This is a genomic window from Pseudomonas sp. LAP_36, assembly GCF_019456785.1.
Lineage (GTDB): Bacteria > Pseudomonadota > Gammaproteobacteria > Pseudomonadales > Pseudomonadaceae > Aquipseudomonas > Aquipseudomonas tritici.
This window is the reverse complement of sequence record NZ_JAHZMS010000002.1, coordinates 729264-754228: the sequence shown is the minus strand read 5'-3', so window position 1 is coordinate 754228 and position 24965 is coordinate 729264. Positions and strand designations below refer to the sequence as shown.

28 protein-coding genes, 1 tRNA gene and 2 pseudogenes are annotated in these 24965 nt (G+C 58.7%); 22 read left to right on the top strand and 9 right to left on the bottom strand.

Features of this window, described 5'->3' with window-relative positions; genetic code table 11:
- The first annotated feature begins 32 nt into the window (after window positions 1–32).
- The 8 genes from JBO08_RS09105 to murB all read left to right on the top strand — a co-directional run bounded on the left by JBO08_RS09105 (window position 33) and on the right by murB (window position 6863).
- Window positions 33–2258, top strand: a complete 2226-nt coding sequence (locus JBO08_RS09105) for a DNA internalization-related competence protein ComEC/Rec2 (protein ID WP_258407213.1) — start codon at window positions 33–35, stop codon at window positions 2256–2258.
- Window positions 2259–2341: 83 nt separating this feature from the next.
- Window positions 2342–2977, top strand: a complete 636-nt coding sequence (locus JBO08_RS09100) for a MotA/TolQ/ExbB proton channel family protein (RefSeq protein WP_033896796.1) — start codon at window positions 2342–2344, stop codon at window positions 2975–2977.
- Window positions 2974–3402 (top strand): biopolymer transporter ExbD, encoded by a 429-nt coding sequence (locus JBO08_RS09095; protein ID WP_220074163.1) that lies wholly within the window; start codon window positions 2974–2976, stop codon window positions 3400–3402. The genes JBO08_RS09100 and JBO08_RS09095 overlap by 4 nt, the downstream gene beginning before the upstream one ends.
- Window positions 3402–4412: a tetraacyldisaccharide 4'-kinase gene (lpxK, locus tag JBO08_RS09090; protein WP_065911005.1), complete on the top strand. Its 1011-nt coding sequence runs from the start codon at window positions 3402–3404 to the stop codon at window positions 4410–4412. The genes JBO08_RS09095 and lpxK overlap by 1 nt, the downstream gene beginning before the upstream one ends.
- 24 nt (window positions 4413–4436) lie before the next feature.
- Window positions 4437–4622, top strand: a complete 186-nt coding sequence (locus tag JBO08_RS09085) for a Trm112 family protein (protein WP_003174668.1) — start codon at window positions 4437–4439, stop codon at window positions 4620–4622.
- On the top strand, window positions 4619–5383 hold the full coding sequence (gene kdsB, locus JBO08_RS09080; RefSeq protein WP_065881922.1) for a 3-deoxy-manno-octulosonate cytidylyltransferase: 765 nt from the start codon (window positions 4619–4621) through the stop codon (window positions 5381–5383). The genes JBO08_RS09085 and kdsB overlap by 4 nt, the downstream gene beginning before the upstream one ends.
- On the top strand, window positions 5383–5847 hold the full coding sequence (locus tag JBO08_RS09075; protein WP_065872101.1) for a low molecular weight protein-tyrosine-phosphatase: 465 nt from the start codon (window positions 5383–5385) through the stop codon (window positions 5845–5847). Before kdsB ends, JBO08_RS09075 begins: the two co-directional genes overlap by 1 nt.
- Window positions 5844–6863, top strand: coding sequence for a UDP-N-acetylmuramate dehydrogenase (gene murB / locus JBO08_RS09070; RefSeq protein WP_065890784.1), 1020 nt, complete (start codon window positions 5844–5846; stop codon window positions 6861–6863). Before JBO08_RS09075 ends, murB begins: the two co-directional genes overlap by 4 nt.
- 75 nt (window positions 6864–6938) lie before the next feature.
- On the opposite strand, the gene JBO08_RS09065 is transcribed toward murB, so the two are convergent.
- Entirely contained in the window at window positions 6939–7610 is a 672-nt protein-coding gene (locus JBO08_RS09065; protein WP_003174664.1) for a Bax inhibitor-1/YccA family protein, read from the bottom strand.
- Between the two features lie 152 nt (window positions 7611–7762).
- Here JBO08_RS09065 and JBO08_RS09060 point away from each other — a divergent pair.
- A tRNA-Ser gene (locus JBO08_RS09060) sits at window positions 7763–7853 on the top strand.
- Between the two features lie 127 nt (window positions 7854–7980).
- Here the strand turns inward: JBO08_RS09060 and JBO08_RS28130 are convergent.
- Window positions 7981–8145, bottom strand: a pseudogene (locus JBO08_RS28130) (integrase); the annotation flags it as partial.
- An 88-nt stretch (window positions 8146–8233) separates the two neighbouring features.
- On the opposite strand from JBO08_RS28130, the gene JBO08_RS09055 reads away from it, so the two are divergent.
- The 6 genes from JBO08_RS09055 to JBO08_RS28125 all read left to right on the top strand — a co-directional run bounded on the left by JBO08_RS09055 (window position 8234) and on the right by JBO08_RS28125 (window position 12302).
- The gene (locus JBO08_RS09055) at window positions 8234–8464 is read left to right on the top strand and encodes a hypothetical protein (protein ID WP_258407067.1); all 231 of its coding nucleotides are present in this window, start codon (window positions 8234–8236) and stop codon (window positions 8462–8464) included.
- Between the two features lie 251 nt (window positions 8465–8715).
- Window positions 8716–9144, top strand: a complete 429-nt coding sequence (locus JBO08_RS09050; RefSeq protein WP_065881926.1) for a hypothetical protein — start codon at window positions 8716–8718, stop codon at window positions 9142–9144.
- Window positions 9145–9314: 170 nt separating this feature from the next.
- Window positions 9315–9686 (top strand): hypothetical protein, encoded by a 372-nt coding sequence (locus tag JBO08_RS09045; protein ID WP_225930638.1) that lies wholly within the window; start codon window positions 9315–9317, stop codon window positions 9684–9686.
- Window positions 9687–9778: 92 nt separating this feature from the next.
- Entirely contained in the window at window positions 9779–10411 is a 633-nt protein-coding gene (locus JBO08_RS09040; RefSeq protein WP_065881928.1) for a hypothetical protein, read from the top strand.
- A 199-nt stretch (window positions 10412–10610) separates the two neighbouring features.
- Window positions 10611–11102, top strand: a complete 492-nt coding sequence (locus JBO08_RS09035) for an N-acetyltransferase (RefSeq protein ID WP_309304401.1) — start codon at window positions 10611–10613, stop codon at window positions 11100–11102.
- Window positions 11103–11804: 702 nt separating this feature from the next.
- A complete protein-coding gene (locus JBO08_RS28125; RefSeq protein ID WP_225930637.1) occupies window positions 11805–12302 on the top strand; it encodes a hypothetical protein in 498 nt (165 codons plus the stop codon).
- 158 nt (window positions 12303–12460) lie between these two features.
- On the opposite strand, the gene JBO08_RS09025 is transcribed toward JBO08_RS28125, so the two are convergent.
- The 3 genes from JBO08_RS09025 to JBO08_RS09015 form a co-directional block, all read right to left on the bottom strand.
- On the bottom strand, window positions 12461–13324 hold the full coding sequence (locus JBO08_RS09025) for a sensor domain-containing diguanylate cyclase (RefSeq protein WP_065890834.1): 864 nt from the start codon (window positions 13322–13324) through the stop codon (window positions 12461–12463).
- Window positions 13325–13552: 228 nt separating this feature from the next.
- The gene (locus JBO08_RS09020) at window positions 13553–13984 is read right to left on the bottom strand and encodes a glycine zipper domain-containing protein (RefSeq protein WP_065872107.1); all 432 of its coding nucleotides are present in this window, start codon (window positions 13982–13984) and stop codon (window positions 13553–13555) included.
- A gap of 228 nt (window positions 13985–14212) precedes the next feature.
- Entirely contained in the window at window positions 14213–14614 is a 402-nt protein-coding gene (locus JBO08_RS09015) for a hypothetical protein (RefSeq protein WP_065872108.1), read from the bottom strand.
- A gap of 174 nt (window positions 14615–14788) precedes the next feature.
- Between JBO08_RS09015 and JBO08_RS09010 the strand changes: the two genes are divergently transcribed.
- The 3 genes from JBO08_RS09010 (at window position 14789) to JBO08_RS09000 (ending at window position 16499) form a co-directional block, all read left to right on the top strand.
- Window positions 14789–14950, top strand: a complete 162-nt coding sequence (locus tag JBO08_RS09010; protein WP_175405998.1) for a hypothetical protein — start codon at window positions 14789–14791, stop codon at window positions 14948–14950.
- A gap of 5 nt (window positions 14951–14955) precedes the next feature.
- On the top strand, window positions 14956–15273 hold the full coding sequence (locus tag JBO08_RS09005) for a hypothetical protein (RefSeq protein ID WP_065882052.1): 318 nt from the start codon (window positions 14956–14958) through the stop codon (window positions 15271–15273).
- Between the two features lie 476 nt (window positions 15274–15749).
- Window positions 15750–16499, top strand: coding sequence for a hypothetical protein (locus JBO08_RS09000; RefSeq protein WP_065872109.1), 750 nt, complete (start codon window positions 15750–15752; stop codon window positions 16497–16499).
- Here JBO08_RS09000 and JBO08_RS08995 read toward each other — a convergent pair.
- From JBO08_RS08995 to JBO08_RS08985, 3 genes and pseudogenes are all read right to left on the bottom strand, one after another.
- Window positions 16450–18267 carry an EAL domain-containing protein gene (locus JBO08_RS08995; protein ID WP_065872110.1) on the bottom strand — a complete coding sequence of 606 codons (1818 nt, stop codon included), beginning with the start codon at window positions 18265–18267 and terminating at the stop codon, window positions 16450–16452. The genes JBO08_RS09000 and JBO08_RS08995 overlap by 50 nt on opposite strands.
- Before the next feature lie 91 nt (window positions 18268–18358).
- Window positions 18359–18451: pseudogene (locus JBO08_RS28435) on the bottom strand (DUF2256 domain-containing protein); the annotation flags it as partial.
- A gap of 54 nt (window positions 18452–18505) precedes the next feature.
- Window positions 18506–18787 carry a hypothetical protein gene (locus JBO08_RS08985; protein ID WP_220074164.1) on the bottom strand — a complete coding sequence of 94 codons (282 nt, stop codon included), beginning with the start codon at window positions 18785–18787 and terminating at the stop codon, window positions 18506–18508.
- A 240-nt stretch (window positions 18788–19027) separates the two neighbouring features.
- On the opposite strand from JBO08_RS08985, the gene JBO08_RS08980 reads away from it, so the two are divergent.
- The 4 genes from JBO08_RS08980 (at window position 19028) to JBO08_RS08965 (ending at window position 23151) form a co-directional block, all read left to right on the top strand.
- Window positions 19028–19297, top strand: a complete 270-nt coding sequence (locus tag JBO08_RS08980; RefSeq protein ID WP_065872112.1) for a hypothetical protein — start codon at window positions 19028–19030, stop codon at window positions 19295–19297.
- Between the two features lie 144 nt (window positions 19298–19441).
- The gene (locus JBO08_RS08975) at window positions 19442–21553 is read left to right on the top strand and encodes a TonB-dependent receptor domain-containing protein (RefSeq protein ID WP_220074165.1); all 2112 of its coding nucleotides are present in this window, start codon (window positions 19442–19444) and stop codon (window positions 21551–21553) included.
- A 126-nt stretch (window positions 21554–21679) separates the two neighbouring features.
- Entirely contained in the window at window positions 21680–22222 is a 543-nt protein-coding gene (locus tag JBO08_RS08970; RefSeq protein WP_220074166.1) for a sigma-70 family RNA polymerase sigma factor, read from the top strand.
- The gene (locus tag JBO08_RS08965) at window positions 22219–23151 is read left to right on the top strand and encodes a FecR family protein (protein WP_065872115.1); all 933 of its coding nucleotides are present in this window, start codon (window positions 22219–22221) and stop codon (window positions 23149–23151) included. The genes JBO08_RS08970 and JBO08_RS08965 overlap by 4 nt, the downstream gene beginning before the upstream one ends.
- On the opposite strand, the gene JBO08_RS08960 is transcribed toward JBO08_RS08965, so the two are convergent.
- On the bottom strand, window positions 23148–24965 hold the full coding sequence (locus JBO08_RS08960) for a sigma-54-dependent Fis family transcriptional regulator (protein ID WP_220074167.1): 1818 nt from the start codon (window positions 24963–24965) through the stop codon (window positions 23148–23150). The genes JBO08_RS08965 and JBO08_RS08960 overlap by 4 nt on opposite strands.

Here is a 24965-nt window from a genome sequence, read left to right as displayed (position 1 = left end):
AGACTGAGTGGATCACTTGAAAGGGATGATTCATGAGGACAGGGATGTTCGCGTTGGCGCTGGGGTTACTGGCCCTGCGTTTTTTACCGGCATTGCCGCCTGCGGGATGGCTGATCGCCTTGCTGGTGCTGGCGTTGATGCTGTTGCCGTTTCGCACTTACCCACTGGCGTTTTTCCTGCTGGGGCTGAGCTGGGCATGCATCAGTGCGCAGTGGGCGCTGGATGATCGCCTCAAGCCGACCCTGGACGGCCAGACACGTTGGGTGGAGGGGCGAGTCATTGGGCTGCCGCAGCAGACGGGCGAAGGGGGGCGTTTCGAATTGGCCGACAGCCGGTCGCGAAATGCCCGGTTGCCCAAACGCATCCGAGTGTCCTGGCGTGGCGGGCCGCCTGTGCACAGCGGTGAGCGCTGGCGCCTGGCAATCACCCTGAAGCGGCCGGCCGGTCTGCTGAATTTTCACGGATTTGACCAGGAAGCCTGGCTGCTCGCCCAACGTATTGGTGCCACCGGCACGGTGAAGGACGGCGAACGTCTGGCTGCGGCGCGCAGCGCCTGGCGGGATGGCGTGCGCCAGCGCTTGATGGCGGTGGATGCCTTTGGTCGGGAAGCAGGCCTGATCGCCCTGGTGCTGGGAGACGGCTCTGGATTGGCCGCCGCTGATTGGCAGGTGCTACAGGACACCGGCACTGTGCATCTGCTGGTTATATCCGGCCAGCACATCGGCATGCTGGCGGGCTTGATCTACGGGTTGATCGCCGGGTTGGCACGTTATGGGCTCTGGCCCCGAACCTGGCCGTGGCTGCCGTGGGCGTGTGGCCTGGCGTTCACGGCCGCGCTGAGTTACGGCTTGCTGGCCGGGTTTGGCGTGCCGGTGCAGCGCGCCTGTGTGATGGTGGGGCTGGTGTTGTTATGGCGGCTGCGCTTCCGGCACCTGGGGCTGTGGTGGCCGTTGCTGTTGGCACTCGATGGGGTGTTGGTCCTGGAGCCGTTGGCCAGTTTACAGTCGGGGTTCTGGTTGTCGTTTGCGGCGGTGGCAGTGCTGATCCTGGCGTTTGGTGGGCGGCTGGGGGCGTGGAGCGTGTGGCAGGCGTGGACCCGCCCCCAGTGGTTGATTGCCGTTGGATTGTTACCTGTCTTGCTGGTGCTGGGGTTGCCCATCAGCCTGAGTGCGCCGCTGGCCAATCTGGTTGCCGTGCCCTGGATCAGCCTGGTGGTGTTACCGCTGGCGTTGCTGGGGACAGCGTTGCTGCCGCTGCCGTTTATAGGGGAGGGAGTGCTATGGCTGGCGGGCGGTGCGTTGGATGGGTTGTTCAAGGGCTTGGCATGGCTTGCCGGACAACTGCCTGCCTGGATTCCGGCCGAGGTACCGCAGCGGTATTGGCTGCTGAGCCTGCTCGGTGCGCTGCTATTGCTATTACCCAAGGGCGTGCCATTTCGTGTGCTGGGCTTGCCGATGCTGTTGCTGGCGGTGTTTCCCCCGCGTGAACTGGTGCCCCATGGGCAAGTGGAGGTGGTGCAGTTGGACGTCGGCCAGGGGCAGTCGCTGATCTTGCGTACTCGCCATCACACCTTGCTCTACGACGCCGGCCCGCGCTCCGGAACCTTTGACCTGGGTGCGCGGGTGGTATTGCCGTCGCTGCAAAAACTCGGGGTAAAGGCGTTAGACATGATGTTGATCAGCCATGCCGATGCGGATCATGCCGGCGGCGCGGGGGCGATTGCCAAGGGGATGCCAATCAAACGCGTGGTGGGCGGGGAAACCGAGGGCCTGCCGGCGTTTCTCGGTACGCAGTCGTGCAACAGTGGCGAGCGATGGACCTGGGACGGTGTGACGTTCGAGCTGTGGCAGTGGCCGGACGCTATCAGTGGCAACCCGAAGTCCTGCGTGTTGCAGGTGCAGGCCAATGGTGAGCGCTTACTGTTGACCGGCGATATCGACCGCGCGGCGGAACAGGCAATGCTCGCCTCACCTCTGGCAGTGCCCACCGATTGGTTGCAGGCGCCACACCATGGCAGTCGCAGTTCTTCGTCCTGGGCGTTTGTGGAACACCTTGCCCCTCGTTCGGTGCTCATTTCACGAGGGCGCAGCAATGCGTTCGGCCATCCGCATCCGCAGGTGATGGCACGCTACCAGCGGTTGGGCAGCCAGGTCTATGACAGCGCCGAGCAGGGCGCCGTGCGCCTGCAACTGGGGGCATTTGCACCACCGGTTGTTGCGCGCAGTCAACGCAGGTTCTGGCGTGAACGGTTACCTTAGGCGCTTGTGGCCGCAGCCGATGGGGTCTGTGGTCGACGAACCTATATGGTAAAGTGGCGCACTTTTTCGAGGGGACATTCACTGTGTGGGAATTGGTCAAATCCGGCGGCTGGATGATGTTGCCGATCATCATGAGTTCTATCGCCGCACTCGGCATCGTCGCCGAACGCCTGTGGACCCTGCGCGCCAGTCGCGTCACCCCCGAGCACCTATTGGGGCAGGTCTGGGCCTGGATCAAGAACAAGCAACTGGACAAGGAAAAACTCAAGGAACTGCGCGCCAACTCCCCGTTGGGTGAAATCCTTGCCGCCGGCCTGGCCAACTCCAAGCATGGTCGCGAGATCATGAAAGAGTGCATCGAGGAGGCTGCCGCCCGTGTCATTCATGAACTGGAGCGCTACATCAATGCCCTCGGCACCATCGCTGCCATGGCGCCGTTGCTCGGTTTGCTGGGGACGGTGCTGGGCATGATCGATATTTTCAGCTCGTTCATGGGCTCCGGCATGACCACCAACGCGGCCGTATTGGCCGGTGGTATCTCCAAGGCGCTGATCACCACGGCAGCGGGCCTGATGGTCGGTATTCCTTCGGTATTCTTCCACCGTTTCCTGCAACGGCGCATCGATGAGCTGGTGGTCGGCATGGAGCAGGAAGCCATCAAGCTGGTGGAAGTCGTGCAGGGTGACCGTGACGTTGATCTGGTTGGGGGCAAAGCGTGAAATTTCGCCGCAAGCAACGGGAAAATGTCGATATCAACCTCGCGTCGCTGATCGACGTGGTGTTTATCCTGCTGCTGTTTTTTGTCGTCACCACCACCTTTACCCGGCAAACCGAGCTGCGCGTTGAACTGCCGGAAGCCGTGAGCGGTTCGCCGGCCGAAGACCAGGAGGTCAAGCAACTGGACATCGCCATCAGCGCCGACGGGGTGTTTTCAGTGAATAACCAGTTGCTCGAAAAGAACGATCTCAACAGCCTGATGGAGGCCTTGCAGAAAGAGTCCGGCGGCGATACCAAGCTGCCGCTGTCGATCAGTGCCGATGGCAAGACCCAGCACCAGGCCGTGATCACTGCCATGGATGCCGCCGGCAAGCTCGGTTTCAGCCACCTGCGCATGACCACCGTTGAGGCAGCGAGCCAACCCTGATGGCCATGTCCGATCGTTTGCTTAAGGCCTGGTACGAGGGCCATCCGGCGCTCACGTTGCTGCGGCCGCTGGAATCCTTGTACCGCCGAGTGGTGCAGCGCAAGCGCGCACGTTTCCTCGCGGGTGAGGGTGAGATCTATCAGTCGCCGGTGCCCGTGGTGGTGGTCGGTAATATCACCGTGGGTGGCACCGGCAAGACCCCGTTGATCCTGTGGTTGATAGAGCACTGCCGACGCAGCGGCTTGCGCGTGGGGGTGGTCAGCAGGGGGTATGGGGCCAAGCCGCCGCAGTTGCCATGGCGGGTTGAAGCCAACCACAGTGCCGAAGTGGCGGGTGACGAACCCTTATTGATCGTGCAGCGCTGCGGCGTACCGTTAGTGATCGACCCCGATCGCAGCCGTGCGGTCAAGGCGCTGCTGGTCAGTGAAACCCTGGACCTGATCCTCTCCGACGATGGCCTGCAGCATTACCGCCTGGCCCGCGACCTTGAATTGGTGCTGATCGACGCCGCCCGTGGCCTGGGCAATCGCCGTTGCCTGCCGGCGGGGCCGTTGCGCGAACCCGTGGAGCGGCTGCAGAGTGTCGATGCGCTGTTGTATAACGGCGCCGCAAGCGACCGAGACGATGGTTTTGCCTTTCGCTTACAGCCTTCCGCACTGGTCAATCTGAAGACCGGCGAGCGCCAGCCGGTCGATCACTTTGCGGCGGGCCAGCAGGTGCATGCGGTCGCCGGTATCGGCAACCCGCAGCGTTTCTTCAACACCCTCGAAACGCTACACTGGCAGCCGATACCCCATGCGTTTGCCGACCACGCGCCGTACAGCGCCGAAGTCCTGAATTTTTCACCGTCATTGCCGCTGGTCATGACCGAAAAGGACGCGGTGAAGTGCCGCGCCTTTGCCCAGCCCGACTGGTGGTACCTTGCGGTGGATGCGCTGCCGTCGCCGGCGTTTGTCGCCTGGTTCGACACGCAGCTGATGCGCCTGTTGCCTGCCCGTCTCTTGCCTTAAATCGCTTCTTTCCAGGAAACACTCATGGACACCAAACTGCTCGATATCCTCGCTTGCCCGATCTGCAAAGGCCCGCTCAAGCTCAGCGCCGATAAAACCGAGCTGATCAGCAAAGGCGCCGGCCTGGCTTACCCGATCCGTGATGGCATCCCGGTAATGCTGGAAAGCGAAGCCCGCACCCTGACCACCGATGAGCGCTTGGATAAATGACCACAGCCTTTACCGTTGTCATTCCCTCCCGCTACGCGTCGACCCGCTTGCCGGGCAAGCCGCTGCAACTAATCGGCGACAAGCCGATGATCCAGTTGGTGTGGGAACAGGCCTGTAAAAGCAGCGCCGAGCGCGTGGTGGTGGCCACCGATGATCCACGCATCATCGAAGCCTGCAAAGGCTTCGGCGCTGAGGCCGTGCTGACTCGCGAAGACCATAACTCCGGCACCGACCGCCTGGCCGAAGTGGCCACGAAACTCGGCCTGGCACCTGATGCCATCGTGGTCAACGTGCAAGGTGACGAGCCGTTGATTCCGCCGAGCGTGATCGACCAAGTGGCCGCCAACCTGGCCGCCCATGGCGAGGCGCGCATGGCGACCCTGGCCGAACCGATTGAAGACATCGACACCTTGTTCAATCCGAACGTGGTGAAAGTGGTCAGCGACATCAATGGCCTGGCGCTGACGTTCAGCCGTTCGACCTTGCCGTGGGCGCGCGATGCTTTCGCCAAGCACCCCGACGTATTGCCGGAAGGCGTGCCGTATCGCCGTCATATCGGCATCTATGCCTACCGTGCCGGTTTCCTGCATGACTTCGTCAGTTGGGGCCCGTGCTGGCTGGAAAACACCGAATCGCTGGAGCAGCTGCGTGCCTTGTGGCACGGCGTGCGCATTCATGTGGGCGATGCGCTGGAAGCGCCGCCGGCGGGTGTCGACACTCCGGAAGACCTTGAGCGCGTCCGTCGCCTGCTGGGGGCCTGATGGAGGTCTTGTTTGTCTGCCTGGGCAATATCTGTCGCTCGCCCACCGCAGAAGGCGTGCTGCGCCATAAATTGCGCGAAGCGGGTTTGGCAGGGCAGGTCGAGGTCGCGTCCGCCGGTACGGGTGAATGGCATATTGGCAACCCACCGGATAAGCGCAGCCAACGTGCGGCGCTGGTGCGCGGCTATGACTTGTCGGCCCAGCGGGCCCAGCAGGTCTCCCGCGCCGACTTTGCGCGCTATGACCTGATCCTGGCCATGGACCACAGCAACCTGCGCAACCTCAAGGCCATGCAGCCGGGCCAGGGCACAGCGGAGCTGGACCTGTTCCTGCGCCGCTACGACGGCGAAGTGGACGAAGTGCCAGACCCTTATTACGAAGGTGAACAAGGCTTCGAGCGGGTCCTGGACCTGATCGAACGCGCCTGTGATTTATTGGTGATCGAATTGAAGGGGCGGTTATGACCTTGCAGGTGCTCTCACAGGTATCGCTCAAGCCCTTCAATAGCTTTGGCATCGACGTACGCGCCCAGTTGTTCGCCGAGGCTCACAGCGACGATGACGTCCGCGAGGCCCTGGCTTATTCAGCCGCACATGCGGTGCCACTGCTGGTGATCGGTGGTGGCAGCAACTTGCTGCTGACCCAGGACATTCCTGCGCTGGTCTTGCGCATGGCGACCCAAGGCATCCGCGTGGTCCACGATGACGGCACGCAGGTGGTGGTCGAGGCGCAAGCGGGCGAAGCCTGGCACCCCTTCGTGCTATGGACCCTGGAACAGGGTTTCTGCGGCCTGGAAAATCTCAGCCTCATCCCCGGTACTGTTGGCGCAGCACCGATGCAGAACATCGGCGCCTACGGCGTGGAGATCAAGGACGTATTCGCCGGGCTGACCGCCCTGGATCGCCACACCGGCGAACTGCGCGAATTCAGCCTGGAAGAATGCAACTTTGCCTACCGTGACAGCCTGTTCAAGCACGAAACCGGCCGCTGGCTGATCCTGCGGGTGCGCTTTGCCCTGAGCCGCACCAGCCACCTGAAACTTGACTACGGCCCGGTGCAGCAGCGCCTGGCGGGGCAGGGGATCACTGAAGCGACGCCGAGTGACGTCAGCCGTGCGATCTGCAGCATCCGCCGCGAAAAACTGCCGGACCCGGCAGAGCTTGGCAATGCGGGAAGCTTCTTCAAGAACCCATTGGTGTCCCAGGTGTTGGCAGCTGAGCTGCAGGCGCTGTACCCGGACCTGGTGGCTTATCCGCAGCCCGATGGGCAGATGAAGCTCGCGGCCGGTTGGCTGATCGACAAGGCTGGCTGGAAAGGCTTTCGTGAGGGGGATGCAGGTGTGCACAAACTGCAGGCGCTGGTGTTGGTCAACTATGGCGGTGCCTCGGGGCACGATATTGCCAACCTGGCTCAGCGGATCCAGCAGGATATTGCGCAGCGTTTCAAGGTTGATCTGGAGATGGAACCCAACAAATACTGAAACCGGCTCTTAACAGCCTAAAAACAAAAATGCCCCGTATCTTTCGATACGGGGCATTTTTATTGCGTTAACTAATCAATCGTCGCGGCTCATGATGCCGAAGATCTGCAACAGGCTGATAAACAGGTTGTAGATCGACACATACAGGCTCACGGTCGCCATGATGTAGTTACGCTCACCGCCGTGGATGATGGCGCTGGTCTGGAACAGGATGCACACCGAGGAGAACAGCACAAAACCCGCGCTGATCGCCAGTTGCAGGCCACTGATCTGGAAGAACATACCTGCAACCACAGCCGCCAGCAGCACAAAGAAGCCTGCGGTGATGAAGCCACCCAGGAAGCTCATGTCCTTACGGGTGATCAGCACGTAGGCCGACAGACCACCAAACACCAGGGCCGTCATGGCAAACGCCGAGCTGACCACTTCCGCACCGCCGGCCATGCCGAGGTAACGGTTGAGGATCGGGCCGAGGATAAAGCCCATGAAACCGGTCAAGGCAAACGCCGACACCAAGCCCCAGGCCGAGTCGCGCAGCTTGTTGGTCAGGAAGAACAGCCCGTAGAAGCCGATCAGCACGACAAAGATGTTCGGGTAGCCGACGCGCATCTGCTGAGCCACAAACGCCATTACGCCGCTGAATGCGAGGGTAAGGGCGAGCAAGCCATAGGTGTTGCGCAACACGCGGCTGACTTCAAGCTGCTCAGCCTGCGCGTTGCCATTCACTGCGTAATTCTGTTCGCGCATGGCGACACTCCTTCGGTTTTGAAACGTTCAGTCGCAAAGATCATAACAGACGCTCTGTAACAAGCGATGCCGAGAGTTTGACAGTGTGTTTCATTCGGGTATTATGGCGCCCGCTGAGACAGGATGGGCTACTATAATCCTGTGATGCACAAGGGAAATTGGCAGAGTGGTTGAATGCACCGGTCTTGAAAACCGGCGAACGTTAATAGCGTTCCCAGGGTTCGAATCCCTGGTTTCCCGCCAAGATTCACACGAAAGCCTCGCGAAAGCGGGGCTTTTGTGTTTTTGGGGTTTGGCAAAGCTATCAGCGTACAGGCTGATAGTTTCCGCATCCTTTCAGGCGGTTTCCGCAACTCGTTGCAAATTGCGGTCAGCGAGTCGGCTTCACGATCTCCCCAACGTGTCGATATACGGTCTCGGTTATCCGCTTGTCTGTGAGTCCCAGGAGCCGGCTTGCATCTCCTAGGTCGAGGATCTCGCTTGCGGCCTTGGGGCGGATGTCGCGGAACTGGAACTTTCGAATGCTGGCTGCCAACACTCATCAATACAGGTCGACGTGGGCGTGTGCCGAACGGTGCGCAGGATCGCCAAGCACTGTACGAAAGAGCTCTGAAGGTGCTGCCATGATGCCCGTGAATTGCCTAGCGTCGATCCTGCTGGCGATGGTGGTCAGCGCTGGTGGAACTTGGCGCGTACAGGATTGGCGTTATAGGGAAAAGCTGGCTGGCATTGGCGAGGCCCAAGCGCTTGCTATCACCGAGGCTGGCAATGTGGCCCGGAAAGAAGAACAGCGCCGTCAGGCTCAAGTTAATAAGGAAGCAAGCGATGCGCGAGAACAGAACAACGTCAGGTGATTTTCGCGCTCACCACCCTCTGTCGGGGGACACGCGCATCCGAAGAGAGTTACCGCAGTCAGTAGGCAGGTTGCAGCAGCGCGAACAAGAGCAAAGGACATGAGGGTGGGCTTCCTTGCGAGTAAAAATTTGCTCACCAACACCGGCAATGTGCCACTTTTTCAGGCTTTAGAGAGCGTCCCTGACAACCCAAACTACTAGAGTCGCTATGGGGCGTGATATCGTTTTGCCTCTATTGGTGGAGGCAGCAGATGAACGTCAAAAACTGGCAGGGATGGGAGCCTGAGTGGTTAAAGCTCACGGAACACTATAAGAGCGCACCTGTTGTCCCCGGGGCATATATTATTTGCGCAGACAGGGCGCTCAATCGCGCGATAGGCGTGGATGAGAACGGAATATTGACCATTGGAGAGTCAGATAATCTTAGGCGCCGCCTCTCTGCATTTGTTCGATGCGCAAAAAATCCTGGAGCAGCCGGGCATATGGCTGGCTGGCGTTTCAACTATGCGGCGTTTGAGAAAGTCTTCCCTCTAGAAACGCTTTGGGTGAGTTGGTATCCGACTTCTGATAAAGCGGCTGCGTACGCGAAGGAAGGGGAAATGCTGGCGTTGTATCTGGCTGAACATTACGAGCTGCCTCCGCTGAATTACAAGTTCAATTGGCCAAGGATTGAAGAGTAACGGCACTCGCTTTGCTCACTAGCCCGGTGGTCGGCTGTCGGTATGCCGCAGTAAGCGACTGGCTCCGTGCAAACCCAGAATTTTGCTGGCTGTTATCGGACGAATACCGTGGTAGCGATTGGGTATAGGTTGATGTATTACTACGCAAACTAATTTGAAGGATCAAAGCAATGCGTTTTTTGATTGGCTCATTGATGTTGCTCACCTCTGCTGTAGCGCTCGGCGATGAAGCCCAAATGAAGCAGTGGGAAAAGATGGATCGCTGCTCGAATGCGGCCTTTATCGCGGTACAGATCCTGGAGGAAAGCGCGGACACCTCCAAGCAGGCGCTGGCGCTACATGGAGCGGTAGAAGGGCTCAAAACCAACACAACGTTGAAAGAAGCTACACCCACTGGAAATGAAGTCAGGGGTGCCTACAACTTTGCTCTCCGGATTTCTTACGGGATGCCTCGGCCCTTCGCGAAGCGTGAGCATGATTGGCTCATTGCCCAAGCTGCGACTTCGTGCACTTTATGGGTTCCAAGCGTTAGCGCCCAGTAATCATAGCGAGTGGATGGCTGGCGCTTCCTTGAGTCAGCATCGAGGGTGTGCGTCATTGGTAATACCTACGCTGCACCCCTGGAGCCTGCTGGATGAATCCTCAAAGCCCACCTCGCCATGTCGCAACGACTCAAGTCGCGCCAGGCACTCAAGCCCCTGTCGTCCACCCACCTATTTGGCATAGTGGTCCGGATTTACCGATCATTGGCAGCACGGGTTCGGGCATTTTGGGTTTCTGCTTTGCGCTGCTTATGTTGTTGCCGGCTTTTGGCCTGGCGATATTGCTTCTTCTCGGACTTGGCGCGATGCAGGATGTGCCGTCCAGCGATGAGTCGAGTTTTACGACGTCGTCGCTCATCCTGTTCCTGCTTGGTTTTGTTGTGCTCATGGGGCTGGTCTTCGGGTGGTTTTTCTCTGCGCCTAGCGTGCAAGCCTTCACGTTTGACGAAGGTCAGCAACTGCTTACCCTCACGGTCACCCGTCGCGGCCGTAAACCCTCCGAATTGCGCGTGCCGTTTAGCGACATCCTTTATATCTGCCCCTACCAGCTCGCCATGTTTGATCGCGATGGCCATTTTAGCGTTGTGTATAAGGGGCCGAAGGACAAAGTGTTCGAATACCGATTTGCTGAGGGTACTTCTCTGGAAGAAATCGAATTTCATTCGGCGTGGTTGCGAGGAATAATTGGCGAACGGATGCATGAACTACTGAATCTGGACAAATGAACGAAGCACGTGGGTAATTCACTCCACCTGACCACACATTTGCATTCGACTTGACCAGTCATTTGCATCGGGTTTGACCAGTACACTGGGTGGCCCTAACTGGCAAAAATCGGCCAGAAGCAGCCTTTCATGATCGGCTGTTAGCCACCTGTAACCTCGCGCTGCACCCGGATCGCGACCCATCGTCCGGCTTTGCGAAATGTCAGGCAAGCCATACCATACCTTCACGTCATCAAAGGCTAATGGAATGGCACTACAACTCAGACAAGCACGTGTTACCGATCTTCCGGCCATCTACAGAGGCGAGGAGAGCTATATCCGCTGTTGGGAGCCCGAGCATGAAGCATCGTGGCGAGCCCAACTGGAACGGCACCTGACGCGTTGGGTAGAGAATTTTGAACGTCTGAACGTCGCGTTCATGGGTAATGCCTTCGCAGGTTACTCACTCTGGATACCTGAGCAGAGTTACGCAGAACTTTGCACTATCCATGTAAGTCCAGAACATCGGCGTAGCGGGGTGGGAATGGCCCTCTTGGAAGCCTATGCACTGGACGCGGCACGGCACGGATTTACGCAGTTGCGGTTGAGTGTGCGACCTGATAACCCCGCGAAGAGGATGTACGAGAAGGCAGGGTTTTTATGCACCGGTACCGGTGCCCATGATTACCTGACGTATAAGCGCCAAGCGTGAGGGGTGTTCGGTGCGGGTCCGCTTCTGGCCCAAAACAGTCACGATGTATTTCGTAAATCGTTGGGCAATGCTGTGGCTTGCCTTCATTCGACAGGATGCTTGGGAGGGCAAAAACGGTTCCCAAACTCAAAACGCCCCCCCTGCAGAATGCGGTCTGTAGACTGACCGGTTGCCATGAGTAATGGAACGCCGACGGCCTTCAGGGCGTCGGCCCGCTTGAATTTGCCTATCGGTCTTGAAAACCGGCGGATGTTAATAGCGTCTCCAGGGTTCGAATCCCTGGTTTCCCGCCAAGATTCAAACGAAAGCCTCGCGAAAGCGGGGCTTTTGTGTTTCTGGGGTTTGGTGGCGGAACACGGTTTTTCGTAGGCGTTCCGAAACGTTGCCTATTTGAAAGGCTTGGCGATTGCACCTATTGCATGAGTCGCCTCATCTTGCCCTGCGATCCGAACACGGCACAATGAGGGTCCATGCTCAGCTTGGACCCACCGCAATTGTCCCGTTAAATCTGTGGCTTTTCTGACGAGCTTTTACTCGTCATCTCTTTGTTTTTTTACTATTATCACTCACCTGCGCACTCAAGGAAGAGAGGCTGAGCGCCTTGAGTCTGGTAGAAAATTTATACTCGATCATCGAGTGAGTTATTACTTTTACCCAGAACCTAACGACTCAGCCAACCATAATTACGTCTTGGTGAAACCGATGTATAAACTGTGTGGCATCGCTGTAGTGGTAGGACTTGCCCTCTCTGGATGCGCTACGAAAACGCCAGAAAAATCTAACGTGACTCCGCCTCCTGCCGTCGTCCAGGAAGCCCCCCCTGAAGTCGCGTCTTCGACACCACCTAATTGGACTGTGCGATATGAGGCTGCACCTGCGGGCACCAGTGCTGACTCCCACGTCCCTGCCTCTGCGGAAGCTGCTCAGTCAGAATCAGAAACAGACTTAAACCAAAATCGCGCAGAGCAATGCCGTAAAGAACTGGACGTTTTGAAGGTTTACAACAAAGCGTCTTACGTTAAATACGAGGCGGAGTACCAAGCCATTGCTGCCAAGACCGCTAAATATATGGAAATCAAAGACTCATTAGGTCCTGACTTGAACTACATGGTTATGCCCGCTTATCAATTTCAAATTCGTGAGTTCTGCTTCCGCGTTAAGACCCGTCTATCGGAACTTGTGCTTCGCCAAGCCAAATAGCCTCGTGCATGATGGTCAGCAAGCGGTTCTTCACCCGTAAGGCTGAAAAGCCCTTTGATTTATCCAAGACCATAAAAGCCAATGCCCCGACTCGTCGGGGCATTGGCTCTTTACCGACGCGGGTTGCGAGACCCTACGCTACGGTGTACTTCATATCTTCACTCACTCGCAACCCGCAGCCTCTTCACCCGATACATCTCCCCATCCGCATGACTCAACAGCGTATCCGCATCCTCTCCATCCTCCGGATAAAACGCCACGCCGACGCTGCAAGACGGCATTTTCACTCCGCCAAACTCGGCTCCCAGTGGCTCAGCCATGACCGCAAGTATCTGCGCCACCTTCCCGGCAACCGCATCCGGCGACTGGATATCCGTGATCAGTACCGTGAATTCATCACCGCCCATCCGGGCCACTAGATCGCCTTCGTGCACACAGCGCTCTAGCCGTCGTGCAATCACACAGAGCACGCGATCGCCCATGGCATGACCATGCACATCGTTGATGCACTTGAAGTCGTTGATGTCCAGAAACAGCAACGCCAAGCTCCGGTCATGGCTCTGTGCACTTTGCAGCGCACTGTCGAGCCGATCGTTGAACAGCGATCGGTTGGTGAGGGCCGTCAGCGGGTCATGATGGGCGAGGAAGCGTAACTCTTCCTCGGCCTGGGTGAGCGCCGTTACGTCCCGCGCGACACCGATCCGCGCACCGACTTCTTTGGACCAGAAGGCCGCCCACAAAATGTGTACGACGCTGCCATCCTTGCGCAGATAACGGTTGCGGAAGTCGACGTGGGCTTGGCCATTCATGACCCGAACTATTGAGGCGCGGGTGCGCGCGAGGTCTTCAGGGTGCATGTAGTGGATGATCAGGGTGCCGATCAGCTCTTCGGCGCGGTAGCCGAGCAGTGACTCACAGGCGTCGCTCACGAAGACAATCTGGTTGTCGCTGTCGACGACGAATACCGTATCCAGCATCAAGTGGATCAGTTTTGGATAGAGCGCTTGTAGGTCAACGGGCATGGGGCATTGGGCGTCCGGTTCAGATGGCCTGATCATAGCCCAATCATGACGGGCGGCGGCGGGGAGTCCTGCGAGTTTTTAATACCGTTCATACTCGTCGAACCCCGGTTATTCAAAACAGGTGCTCACACATATGATCAGGCCCAGCCCCTCACTTGTTCGCTAAGCTGACCCGCCAAACGGCGTCTGCATTTATTGGCGCCTACTGCAAGCACGAGCCATGGCTCATCAATGGCGCTTGTTCTTATGCTTGTGCTTATTGTTGCCTTTGTGCTTTTTCCCGTCAGATCGATGATTGCTCTCATCATCCGCCAGGTTGTTGCCGAGCGCGCCACCTGCAGCGCCACCGAGACCCGCTCCGATAGTCGAACCAGTTGTGCCGCCCAGACGATTGCCTATAAGTGACCCACCCGCAGAGCCAACTCCGCCGCCTATCGCAGCTTCTGTCCTCTTACCCTTCTGGGCACCGACTGCTCCACCGGCGGCCCCCCCTAAGCCTGCGCCTACCGCTGCACCCGTTGAGCCGCCAAGCTGTTGGCCGACGATATTGCCAAGTGCACCACCAACGCCACCTCCAAGAGCGGCTGTACCATCACCGGCGGCTATCGCTCCTTGCGATATCAGAACACCCAACACCAGGGCGGGTAGTGTCATTTTCATTTTGTGAACCTCTATGGGCTGTCAGCAGGCGTTAATCTTTAAAGCACGCTTGGGATTAAAACAAAAGCTCGAAGTTCTGCGCGGGCGGCATATGGCAAGCATGCTGGCCCCCGACTCGCGAAATTAAATCTGACATTGAAACGCAGATGCCGACCTCACGAGCATAGACGGTGGAAGGCACTGAAAGTAGCGCCTGATAGCAACTCTCGCCGTCTCGCTATTCCACACTCACCATTTTTCGGTAAACCAGTATCTGGCGAGTTTCACTTGGTTTCTGAGGCCTGTCTGACCTTTGACACATACGTCCTCCAGTTCCTCGGCTGATTTTGGAGGCGCCTTCTTAAGGCTGGGCTTCAGGCCGTCCTTAAAGGTCGGTCCAAATTCTGGGCTGGCCTCTGAAAGGAATCGGATCGCCTTCGCGTAATCGTCTTCAAGGTCTTGCGGGAGAGTGCCACATGCGGCTTTTGTATGCTGGTAGACCTGCCCCCACATGAATCCCGATTTATCAGGCGTGCTCAGCTCCGAGTAAGTGTCTGCGGCAACACAGGTGCAGGAGAAAACCAGCGAGATTGCAGCCATGCAAATGTGCTTCTGGTTAATCCGCAAGCGCTTTCCATTGTCGTCACTCATTTACCTTTCCTGGTCCCGAAAAAACGAACGGCAAGCTTATACAAACACCGAGAAATAAACAGGCCGTTGCGGCGGTTCCACGGCCAAGGTTGTTACTGATGCCCGCCGAAACGTATGATCAGGCCGAGCGCCTCATCTGGTCGCTAAGCCTCACCTTCTATAAAGGACATGAGCATGGAAAAGCACTTCGGTAATTCAGGCCTGTTCAAGGCTGCTTCGTCTCACTGCAACGAAACTCTGGGCAGCGGCATTGCCCGCTGGGAGTTGAAGAATATTGCGTTGAATACGAAGGAGTTTTTGATATGTCCAAAGAACTACTCGGAGTTTCTGCTCTAGGGTTGATGATCATCGGTGAGTTTTGTGCAATCTACAGTGAGGTGGTGACCGCCAAGTTGGCTCAAGCGGGCGACGGCTCATGGCACGCTTTCATCATGCCTGTTGTGTTGATGTGCTTTGCCGGGCTTTGTCTGCTGGGGGCTTATTGGCTGGGGTATCTTGCGGTCGGTGACATCTGGGTGGTGACGGTTGTGTCCGTTACCTCCTTATTGCTGCTGGAGCCTATCGTGATCTGGGCGCTGTTTCAGGAGTTCCCCGGTCGAGGCGCATTGATCGGGTTTTGCCTGGGCGCCTTAGGTATGTTGTCCACGATCTTGCTATAGCTGCACGCTCTGGCCCGGCAATCGACTGTCGGGCCAGATGATGGCTTATAGCTGGCAATACCTCTCACTGCCGCAACTGCAGCTGAATGTGAAGGCAGTCACACGCCGCTCAACAAAAAAGCTGAGCCACCGAAAGCAGGCAAATCACCTGAACAACCATTTGAGCTCGAATTGGATGTTTCATTGCCGTCTCCCTCATGTACAGCTGCTGGTGAGTATGCCGGGGCGATATAGAAAAACGCGCCAAGCCGTTCAAAGGTTGAAATGCCACCCTGGATCGCCAACAACACACGCAGCTGTTGCAAACAGTATAGAGCCTAAAAAAAATTCTTCACGTTTGAGCCCGTTCACCGGCCGGACGGTATCTGCTTACAACTATCTAGCCACGGCCATTGCACTTTTTTTGATTTCTTAGCTCTATCCTTGTCCCAGCCCCGCCGATTCCCGCGTGGGCAGATGAGCCAGATCGGGTGCCGATGGATCGCACGTTTCCTCGTTTCAATATTCGACGGCTACGCCAGCCCATGCTGCTGGCTGCCGTGCTGATGCTCTGCGCCAGCGGTTGCAGCCAGCAACAGGGTCGGGATATCGCCAAGCAGTTCAGCAATGGCAAACCTGATGAATTCTTCCAGACCAGTGTCGATCGCATGGCAACACTGGGCATGCGCGACAATTTGCAAAGCCTGTATTTGCTCATGAACAAGCTCTATCTGCGTAATCCCAGCCAGTGGCGTCAGTCGGGTTACCCGGATGCGGTGACCGCTGCGCGGGAGATTCGCCAGGCCATCGAGCAACGCCGATCCCTTCCAGCGCTGGGGGAGCGCCGTGACTTGGCGGCGCTGAGCTATTCCTTGAGCCCGGAATTCAAAGGCGACCGCGTCGGCGCTTTTATCTATGCCATCGGCAGCATGATCGTGACTGCTCACGGTGGGCGCACGGAGTTTTACATCACCGATGCGATCAACCCTGAATTCGTCAGCAATGCTGCGCGCAATATCGAGAAGGCCACCTGGCTGCTGAGCAAGCGCCAGGATGCGAATGGGGTGTTGCTGCTGTTTTCCAACGAGATATCGGAGGAGGGCAGCAACCTGAGTTTCGCGGTGGAGTTCGGCAAGATTGTCGCTCGCCTCGATCTGCTGACCCAGATGCTCGATGAGCGCTACCGGCGCATAGGTGTCAACTACGCGCAGAGCTTGTTGCTGATGAATTTTCTGCCGGTGCAGTAATCGTGCGGTAGCCGCCTGCCTGAAACCAATCGGCGAGGGCGTCTGCCCCCATTGGCTTGGAGATCAAGAAACCCTGGGCCTCCGAGCATCCCCATTGAGTGATCAATTCGAGGGTATCCGCGTTTTCCACGCCCTCTGCGACTACCTTGTAGCTGAGTCCCCTTGCCAATTCGATCAGGGTTTTGACCAGACGCGCATCTTTTTCATGGGTTTTTATGTTGCTGATCAATGACTGGTCCAGCTTGACCGAATCAATGGGCAATTGGCGCAAGTACGTCCAATTGCTATAGCCCGTGCCGAAGTCATCAATAGCAACGCCTATGCCGTATCCGCGGGCTCGTTCAAGTTGACGGCTGACCGTGTCTGCATCAGTCATCAACGCGCTTTCGGTAAACTCCAGCTCAAACGTGGCAGGGTCGAGTTGGAGCCTGTGGATGTCATCGATCATCTTGTCGATAAATCGCGGTGTTTCCAGGTCGCCCGCGGTGACGTTCATGGCGATGCGAATCACCAGCCCTTGCTGTTTCCAGGACAGTGCCTGATGGAGGACTGCGTCGAGTACCCAAAAACTGATCGAATGCATCAGCGCGGTTGTTTCCGCCAAGGGAATAAATTCCGAAGGGGAGATCGCGCCGAATAGCGGATGCTCCCAACGCAGCAATGCCTCGACACTGCTGCATTCACCCTGCGGCAGTTGGATCTTCGGCTGGAATACCAGGCTTAATTGATGACGGGCACGCATAGCGTCCGGCAACGAACTCAAGAGCATAAAAGCACGCTGCTGCGCCGCATCGATGTGCGGTTGATAAAGCGACCACCCCAGGTTTCTGTCCCTGGCGTCGTCCGCTGCGGCAACGACGAGCCTGATCCAATCCTGCGGCTCGCCACTGGTGACTGCCAGGACACCAATACCGGCATGCATGAGAATCGGGATCCCGTGGCACTCGACGGGGGTATGAAAATCTTCAAGAATCCCGGCGCACACATCCTCCAGAGGCACGCTGCCTTTTGACAAAAAGCCGAAGCGCGTCGGGCTGATTTTATATAACAGGCATTGGCTGGGCAGCAGCGCGTGCAGACGTGCTTTGATCGCCAGGATCAGGTCCTGGACGAAGTTGTAGCCGAGCGCTTTGACCACGTTGTTCAAGAAGGCCGGGGAGACAATATCAACGGCAAAAACGTGAAAATGCTCGGACGTCGCCGCTGCCTGGCGGATGTCTTCCTCAAACCGCAGGCGGTTGAACAGCCCGGTAGGCTGGTCGATGTAAATGCGAGCACGCGCGCCAGTGATGTGCATCATCACCAGCTCAGCGAAATACACCAGCATGGAAAAATCACGCTCGCTCATTGGCTCGCGGGGCACGGTATCGATGATACACAGACTGCCCAGCGAGAAGCCGTCAGCTGTCATCAGTGGCGCACTGGCGTAATACCGAATGTAGGGCGTGCCGGTGACCATCGGGTTGTTTATAAAGCGCTCGTCGTTGTGCGAGTCGAGAATCTCAAGCGGTACCCGGTCGAAAAGCGAATAGGCGCAAAATGAAATTTCGCGCGCGGTCTGCTCTTCTTCAATGCCGATGCGTGCTTTGAACCACTGCTGATGCTCATCGATGATTGAAATCAGCGCGATGGGCGCACCGAAATAGTTCGAGGTCATCGCGACCAGTTTTTCGAAGGCGTCGTCGTGTTCGGCATCGCGAGCGCACAAGGCTGCGACGCGCTGCAAGCGTTGTACTTCATAGTCTGAAGTCGGAGTTGCTTCGTCCATGTTGACCCCTGCGTATACGTAGACTTGCCTGAAACCTATCAGCTACGGTGTCCTACCGGATTACCTATTTATCTATCAAGACAATAGCAAATCATTGTGCAGGGTTGCAGCCTTGTGCCGGCGGTGGAAGCGGGCGCTTGCCTCGTCGACACCGCTCGGAGCAATAGCGCACCTCGTCCCAGCATTATCTTGCGGCTTATGACGCGCTTGAAAGCGGCGCCTTGACGACGCCATCCCGTCAATCGTCCAGGCTGAACGTCAACCATGCGGCGTGTCCAGCCTGACGGTTGATTTCCACGATCACACCCTTCACAACGCTGCCATCAGGCAGCCTGACTTCCACGTGGTTAGCGTGTCCTGGCCACTGTACGGGCTGATCGACTTCCAGGCGTGCGATGGTCGGCGTGCCGCTTTCCGAAAGGCGCACGGTCACATTTTCGTTCAAGCACTCGTCTGGCTCCACGCCCAAGTGGCGAGAAGCCAACAACACACTGGCAGTGCCCTGATAAGTTTGAGACATGAGATTGCTTCCTTTAATTAGCGGGCGGATTCAGGCGGTAGACCTCCTGCCTGACCCAGAGGTTTCCACGGAGTGATTGCCGGTTATGCAAGGCCTTAGAGAAAACCGGATGGCCGGCCCTATCTGCCAGTAGGGAGTTTCCGTTTTGCATGTAGGAGGCGGCCTATCTTGCACCCCGTGGCTTGAAACACCTGTCTGCCGGCAATAGCCTCGGATTTTTCTGAAAGTGAAGCCTTCACGATGGGTAAGCGAAAAACGGTTTGGCCGACTGAACGCGAAATACGCCTGCGCTTTATCCTCTTCGCGGTAATCGACGCGGCAAGCGCTCAGGGTGTTTCCTCCGAGTTGTTGCTGCCAGCGCACAAATTACTGCGTGAATCGCCCACTGAGGCGCAGGTATTGAGAACGTTGGGCGAAATTCTCGACACTGATGAAATGGTTGGGTTCAGGTTTGCTCCAGGATCAGAAGCAGAGGAACTGATGCGGACGTTAGGCGAACCTGGCGGCTGAGTTCTTTGCGTCCGAAATGACAGTATCTGCGAACCAGCTACAGTTGATGCTGTTTTGTGAAGGGGCTGGTGCGTTAATAGGGAGTGACCTGGCGGGCGTCTCAGTCTTCCCACCACGTGCCCCCGAATTCCAAGGACTTGCCCGATGCTGTTGCGCCACCCTCCGTTCCTGTTTGCCGCCCTGACGTTAAGCTCACTGGTGCACGCCGAAGACCTGCAATTGGCCCCGGTCGAAGTCACCGGCAGCGAAGCCAGCGCCGGTGAAATGGCGCAGGCGCAGCTCAGAAACGTCCCCGGCGGCACTAACTACATCGACATGAACAGCGTGCAGCAGGGGCGGGTGAGCACCAACGAAGACGTGTTCAAGTACCAGGCCGGGGTGTACGCCAAGGCAGCGAACAATGAAGGGGTGAAACTCTCGATTCGCGGTTCTGGCCTGAACCGCAGCCCCGGTTCCCATGCCTCCGGCTTGTATGAAATGTTCGACGGACTGCCACTGACCGGGCCTGGTGGCACCCCCTATGAGCTGAAAGACCCCTTGTGGCAAAGCCGCGTCGAAGTGCTGCGCGGCGCCAATGGTTTTGACCAGGGCGCCCTGGCCCTCGGTGGCGCGGTCAACTACGTGACCCGCACGGGCTACGATGCGCCTAAGTTGCAGGTGCGATACGAGGCGGGCAGCAAGGGCTACGCGCAGCGTGAGATCAGTTCCGGCCAGGTGTTGGGGGATGCCGACTACTACATCAGCCTCACCGACTCCGCGTCTGACGGCTACCAGCGCCAGAGCGCCGCCACCGGCAAGGGCGTGGCCGCTAACTTCGGCTACCGCTTCAACCCGGACCTGGAAACCCGCTTTTATTTCCGCTACCGCGAAACCAACAACGACACCCCCGGCAAGCTCACGCGCGCGCAAATCAGCCATGACCCGCGGGCGGCCAACAGCCTCAACGCCGCCCGCGACTCCAAGCGCCTGCAACCGGGCTCCACCTGGATCGCCAACAAGACCACCTTGCAGTTGGACGACAATTCCCGGGTCGAAGTCGGGCTGGCCTACCACGACTACCCGATGGACCTGCGCGAAGGCACCAACCGCCTTAAAGTCGCCTACACCGATGTCAGCGGCACCCTCAACTACATCCGCCAGGACACGCTGTTCGGCCACGACAGCAAAACCACGCTGGGCCTGCGCACTACCCAAGCGATGCCTAACAACGGCGCTGCGGAATATGTGCGCACGCCCGCCGTCAATACCGCTGGCTACGCCCCGGGCACCAAGACCCGCGACTACAGCTATCTGGGTTCCGACACCGTGCTGCATATCGGCAACGACCTGGAGCTGGTCCCTGACCTGTGGCTGACGACCGGCCTGGCCGCGATCTACACCCGGCGCGAAACCCAGGTCACCTATCCCGAAGGCCAGGCGCCGCTCAGCCAGCACGACTGGGACTACGCGCCGCGCATCGGCCTGCGTTATGACTTCAATCCGCAACTGCAGGTGTACGGCAACCTGAGCCGCTCGGTCGAGCCGCCGCACGCGTGGTCGATGATCTGGGGCTCCAACAAATACTTCACGAGTGGGCCGGCCAAAGGTTTGGCGCGCGAAGGGGTGAGCCTGGAAAACCAGACCGCCACCACCCTGGAAATCGGCGGGCGTGGCGAAGCGTGGCTCGGCCAATGGGACCTGGCGCTGTACCGCTCTGAAGTGCGCCACGAACTGCTCACCGTGGAAACCCAGGCGCAAACGTCCACCAGCAATGCCATTATCGCCGAAGCCAATGCCAGCCCCACTGTGCACCAAGGCCTGGAAGTGAGCCTGCTCAGCCCCTTGTGGGACGGCGGCTGCAACGGCCAGCTCTCCCTGCGCCAGGCCTATACCTTCAGCGACTTCCACTACCGCGACGACGACCGTTTCGGCGACAACACCTTGCCCGGTATCCCCAAGCACTACTACCAGGCGCAAGTGCGCTACAGCCACCCGACGGGTTTCTTTACCAGCCTCAATAGCGAATATTCCTCGCGCGTGGCGGTCGATTACGCCAACTCCTATTACGCTGCGTCCTACACCATCCTCGGCGCCACCTTTGGCTACGACGCGCCAAAGCAAGACTGGCAAGCCTGGGTCGACCTGCGCAACCTCACCAACCGCCGTTACGCCAATACGGTCACGCCGGGCTATGACGACAAGGGCCAGGATGTAGCGCGTTCGACGCCAGCGGATGGCCGCGGCATCTACACCGGCGTCTCCTGGAGCTGGCGCTGACAGGCAAGCCAGCTCCCACATTTGATCGGGGCTACTTTCAGAGAGGGACAGGCCCTTGCTCCTACACCGATTTACTGGCATTGTTTGCGCAATTGGTAACACTTCCCATTTGAGATCTTTTTGCGCATGCATGACATTCCCGCCGCGCTGGGCGACTCCGTCCGGCAGCAGACTCTCACGGCGATGTACAGCGAGCACCACGGCTGGTTGCACGGCTGGCTGCGCAAGAAACTCGGGTGCTCCCAGCATGCCGCCGACCTGGCGCATGACGCGTTCATCCGCGTACTGATGCTGGCCGAACCGCAAACTATCAAGGAACCCCGCGCCTTCCTGGCCACCACGGCAGGGCGGTTGTTGATCGACGGCGCTCGTCGTCGCCGTATCGAAAAAGCCTACATGGAGGCGTTGGTGATCCAGTGCGAAGACGCCGGCATGCCCGACCCAGCCGCGATTCATGTGGCGCTGCAAGCCCTGGAACGCATCGCCGAGATGCTCACTGGCCTGCCTGCCAAAGTCTGCGAAGCCTTCCTGTTGAGTCGCCTGGATGGGCTGACCTACAGCGAAATCGCCACGCGCCTGGACGTCTCTTCCAGCACCGTCAAAAACTACATCTCCAGCGCCCTGGTGCATTGCTACCACAGCCTGCACCCGACAGACCCGCTGGTATGAGCACCGAGCAGATCATCCAGCAAGCGGCGCAGTGGCTGACCCGCCTGCACGACGAGGACGTCAGCGACGCCGACCGTCACGCGTTTAATGCCTGGTGCCAGGCCGACCCGCGTCACGCCGTGGCCATTGAACGCATGCGCGCCTTGTGGGGCAGCCTCGACACCTTGCCCGCCAAGCCCGCCCGTGTTGCCCTGAACCGCGCGTTTACCCCGCAACGTCCGCGTGGTGCGCAGGTGGCGGGCTTGCTCGGCGTGGTCTTGTGCAGCTGGCTGGGCTTGCAACACGTGCCGGTCTGGATGGCCGACCAGCGCACCGCCGTCGGCGAGCGCCGGCAGATTGCCCTCGAAGACGGCAGCCAGTTGCAGCTCAACAGCAACTCGGCAGTCGACGTGAAATTCGACGGGCATCAACGCGTGATAGAGCTGTTGCAAGGTGAACTCTGGGTCGAAGTGGCCAAGGATGCGCAACGGCCTTTTGTGGTGCGCACCGACCAAGGCACGGCCACCGCATTGGGTACACGTTATCTGGTCAAGCGGGCGGCAGACGGCACCACGGTCGTCACGGTGATCGAGTCCAGCGTAGCGGTCAAAGGTGAAGCCAGCGAGGGGGTCAAGGTCACGGCCGGCCAGCGTTCGGTCCTTGACCACGGCCGCGCCCAGCCGCCGCAAGCCATCGCCGATGCCGACCCGGACGCTTGGACCCGCGGCCTGCTCAAAGTCAACGACCAACCCCTGAGCGAGGTGCTGCAAACCCTCGCCAGCTATCGCCACGGGATGCTGCGCTTCGACCCTCAGGCCCTGCAGAACCTGCGGGTATCGGGGGTCTTCAAGCTGGATGACACGGCGGCGGCGCTGTCGTCACTGGCGGATAACCTGCCGATCCAAGTGGAGTACTTCACCGACCTGCTGGTGGTGGTCAAGCCGCGCTAGCCTTCGTTCTGGCGCAGGCGCTTGTACAAGGTATTGCGGCTCACGCCCAGCTCGCGCGCCAGGTGGGAAATATTCCCGCCGGCAGCCTTCAAGCGCTGGTTCAGGTCGATGCTGTCGTCCAGCTCGTCACTGGCGGGCCGCGGCGCCGCCATGTCCAAATCCACAAAAAAATCATCCGGCAGGTGTTCCGGGCGGATCGGCTGCTCCTCGGCCATGGCTAGCGCCACCTGCAACACGCTGCTGACCTGGCGCAAGTTCCCCGGCCAAGGGTGCTGATCGAACAGCGCCAGCACTTCGGCGCTCAGGCCCGCCCATTGGGTCGGCTCGCGGTGTTGCTGCCACAGTTGCTGGAACAGCGCCTGCTTGTCCGTACGCTCGCGCAACGGCGGCAGCTCCAGCGTCAGGCCGCCGATACGGTAGTACAAATCCTCACGAAACCGCCCGGCCTGCACCAGCTCGCGTAACGTGCGGTTGGTGGCCGAAATGATGCGTAAATCCACCGGGAACAACTCGCTGCTGCCCACCGGCTGCACGCAACGCTCCTGCAATACCCGCAGCAGGCGGGCCTGTGTCGGCAGCGGCATATCACCGATTTCATCCAGGAACAGCGTGCCCTTGTCGGCCTTGCGGATCAGGCCGATGCTGCCTTTTTGATTGGCGCCGGTGAACGCGCCTTTTTCGTAGCCGAACAGTTCCGACTCCACCAGCTCTGCCGGAATCGCGGCACAGTTCACCGCAATAAACGCTTTCTGGCTGCGTGAGCTCGCCTGGTGCAGGGCTTTGACGAACACTTCCTTGCCCACGCCGGTTTCACCGTGGATCAGCAGGGGGATGTCCTTCTCCAGTAAGCGCTCGGCCTGACGCACGGCTTTCTCCACGCGCACATCGCCAAAATGCAGGGTCTTGAGGCCAATCGACGTGGGTTTCGCCGGCACCGGCTCAGTGAATACGCGGGCTTGTACCGGCATCTGCTGCGGCCGCTTCAACAGGCACTGGAAGCGGTTGCGTCCCGCTGCTTGCAGCGAGAAGGGCAACCCCTCCGGCTGGTTCAACAACTCCAGCAACGACACCTTGAACAAACTGTCGATCATCACCCGCGACAAACTGATGCCCAACAGGTTGTCGGCACGGCGATTGGCCGACAGCACCTGGCCGCTTTCATCAAAAATCAGCAGACCGGCCCACTGGCTATCCAGATTGCTCAGGCCGGTGTTGAAGGTCAGTTGGAAGTGTTCACCGCGAAACAGGTTGAGGATCAGCCGGTTTTCCACGGTCTGGCTCATCATCTTGACCATGCCCAGGGTGTGGGAGGGCGGCAGGTAGCTGTCGCTGGACACATCCAGCACCGCGATGATCTCGCGCTGGGCATCAAAGATCGGCGCCGCTGAGCCCGTCATGAAGCGGTTGGCCTTGAGAAAGTGCTCATCGTGTTCGATATGCACCGCCTGGGCACAGGCCAGCGCGGTGCCGATAGCGTTGGTGCCGCTGGAACGCTCCATCCAACTGGCGCCGGGGTTGAAGCCCCGAGCCAGCTTGGGCTCGATAAAACGCTGGGTGCCCCAGCTGGTCAGCACCTGGCCCTGGTTGTCAGCCAACATGATCAGGCAATTGGAGTTGCTGAGGATGTTCTCGTAGTAGGGCAGCACTTCCTGATGGGTGGTTTGCACCAGCGAGTGCTGGCTTTCGAGCAATTGGCTGATGCCCTCGGCGGGCAGTTGGTCGAAGCTGGGCGTGCTCTGGTGGTCCAGGCCGAAGGCGCGGCAACGGCGCCAGGATTCCTGGATAAGGGTGTCGTGAGCCAAGGGTTCGGCCAT

Coding starts and splice junctions, on each gene's coding strand:
- JBO08_RS08960 (WP_220074167.1), bottom strand. CDS start 24,965: ATGGCCGAACCCTTGGCTCACGACACCCTTATCCAGGAATCCTGGCGC.
- JBO08_RS09045 (WP_225930638.1), top strand. CDS start 9,315: ATGCGTTTTTTGATTGGCTCATTGATGTTGCTCACCTCTGCTGTAGCG.
- JBO08_RS09025 (WP_065890834.1), bottom strand. CDS start 13,324: ATGCCCGTTGACCTACAAGCGCTCTATCCAAAACTGATCCACTTGATG.
- murB (WP_065890784.1), top strand. CDS start 5,844: ATGACCTTGCAGGTGCTCTCACAGGTATCGCTCAAGCCCTTCAATAGC.
- kdsB (WP_065881922.1), top strand. CDS start 4,619: ATGACCACAGCCTTTACCGTTGTCATTCCCTCCCGCTACGCGTCGACC.
- JBO08_RS09055 (WP_258407067.1), top strand. CDS start 8,234: ATGATGCCCGTGAATTGCCTAGCGTCGATCCTGCTGGCGATGGTGGTC.
- JBO08_RS08975 (WP_220074165.1), top strand. CDS start 19,442: ATGCTGTTGCGCCACCCTCCGTTCCTGTTTGCCGCCCTGACGTTAAGC.
- JBO08_RS09020 (WP_065872107.1), bottom strand. CDS start 13,984: ATGAAAATGACACTACCCGCCCTGGTGTTGGGTGTTCTGATATCGCAA.
- JBO08_RS09015 (WP_065872108.1), bottom strand. CDS start 14,614: ATGAGTGACGACAATGGAAAGCGCTTGCGGATTAACCAGAAGCACATT.
- JBO08_RS08980 (WP_065872112.1), top strand. CDS start 19,028: ATGGGTAAGCGAAAAACGGTTTGGCCGACTGAACGCGAAATACGCCTG.
- JBO08_RS09085 (WP_003174668.1), top strand. CDS start 4,437: ATGGACACCAAACTGCTCGATATCCTCGCTTGCCCGATCTGCAAAGGC.
- JBO08_RS09035 (WP_309304401.1), top strand. CDS start 10,611: ATGTCAGGCAAGCCATACCATACCTTCACGTCATCAAAGGCTAATGGA.
- JBO08_RS09010 (WP_175405998.1), top strand. CDS start 14,789: ATGGAAAAGCACTTCGGTAATTCAGGCCTGTTCAAGGCTGCTTCGTCT.
- JBO08_RS09105 (WP_258407213.1), top strand. CDS start 33: ATGAGGACAGGGATGTTCGCGTTGGCGCTGGGGTTACTGGCCCTGCGT.
- JBO08_RS08995 (WP_065872110.1), bottom strand. CDS start 18,267: ATGGACGAAGCAACTCCGACTTCAGACTATGAAGTACAACGCTTGCAG.
- JBO08_RS09050 (WP_065881926.1), top strand. CDS start 8,716: ATGAACGTCAAAAACTGGCAGGGATGGGAGCCTGAGTGGTTAAAGCTC.
- JBO08_RS09075 (WP_065872101.1), top strand. CDS start 5,383: ATGGAGGTCTTGTTTGTCTGCCTGGGCAATATCTGTCGCTCGCCCACC.
- JBO08_RS08970 (WP_220074166.1), top strand. CDS start 21,680: ATGCATGACATTCCCGCCGCGCTGGGCGACTCCGTCCGGCAGCAGACT.
- JBO08_RS08985 (WP_220074164.1), bottom strand. CDS start 18,787: ATGTCTCAAACTTATCAGGGCACTGCCAGTGTGTTGTTGGCTTCTCGC.
- JBO08_RS28125 (WP_225930637.1), top strand. CDS start 11,805: ATGTATAAACTGTGTGGCATCGCTGTAGTGGTAGGACTTGCCCTCTCT.
- lpxK (WP_065911005.1), top strand. CDS start 3,402: ATGGCCATGTCCGATCGTTTGCTTAAGGCCTGGTACGAGGGCCATCCG.
- JBO08_RS09040 (WP_065881928.1), top strand. CDS start 9,779: ATGAATCCTCAAAGCCCACCTCGCCATGTCGCAACGACTCAAGTCGCG.
- JBO08_RS09005 (WP_065882052.1), top strand. CDS start 14,956: ATGATCATCGGTGAGTTTTGTGCAATCTACAGTGAGGTGGTGACCGCC.
- JBO08_RS09065 (WP_003174664.1), bottom strand. CDS start 7,610: ATGCGCGAACAGAATTACGCAGTGAATGGCAACGCGCAGGCTGAGCAG.
- JBO08_RS08965 (WP_065872115.1), top strand. CDS start 22,219: ATGAGCACCGAGCAGATCATCCAGCAAGCGGCGCAGTGGCTGACCCGC.
- JBO08_RS09000 (WP_065872109.1), top strand. CDS start 15,750: ATGGATCGCACGTTTCCTCGTTTCAATATTCGACGGCTACGCCAGCCC.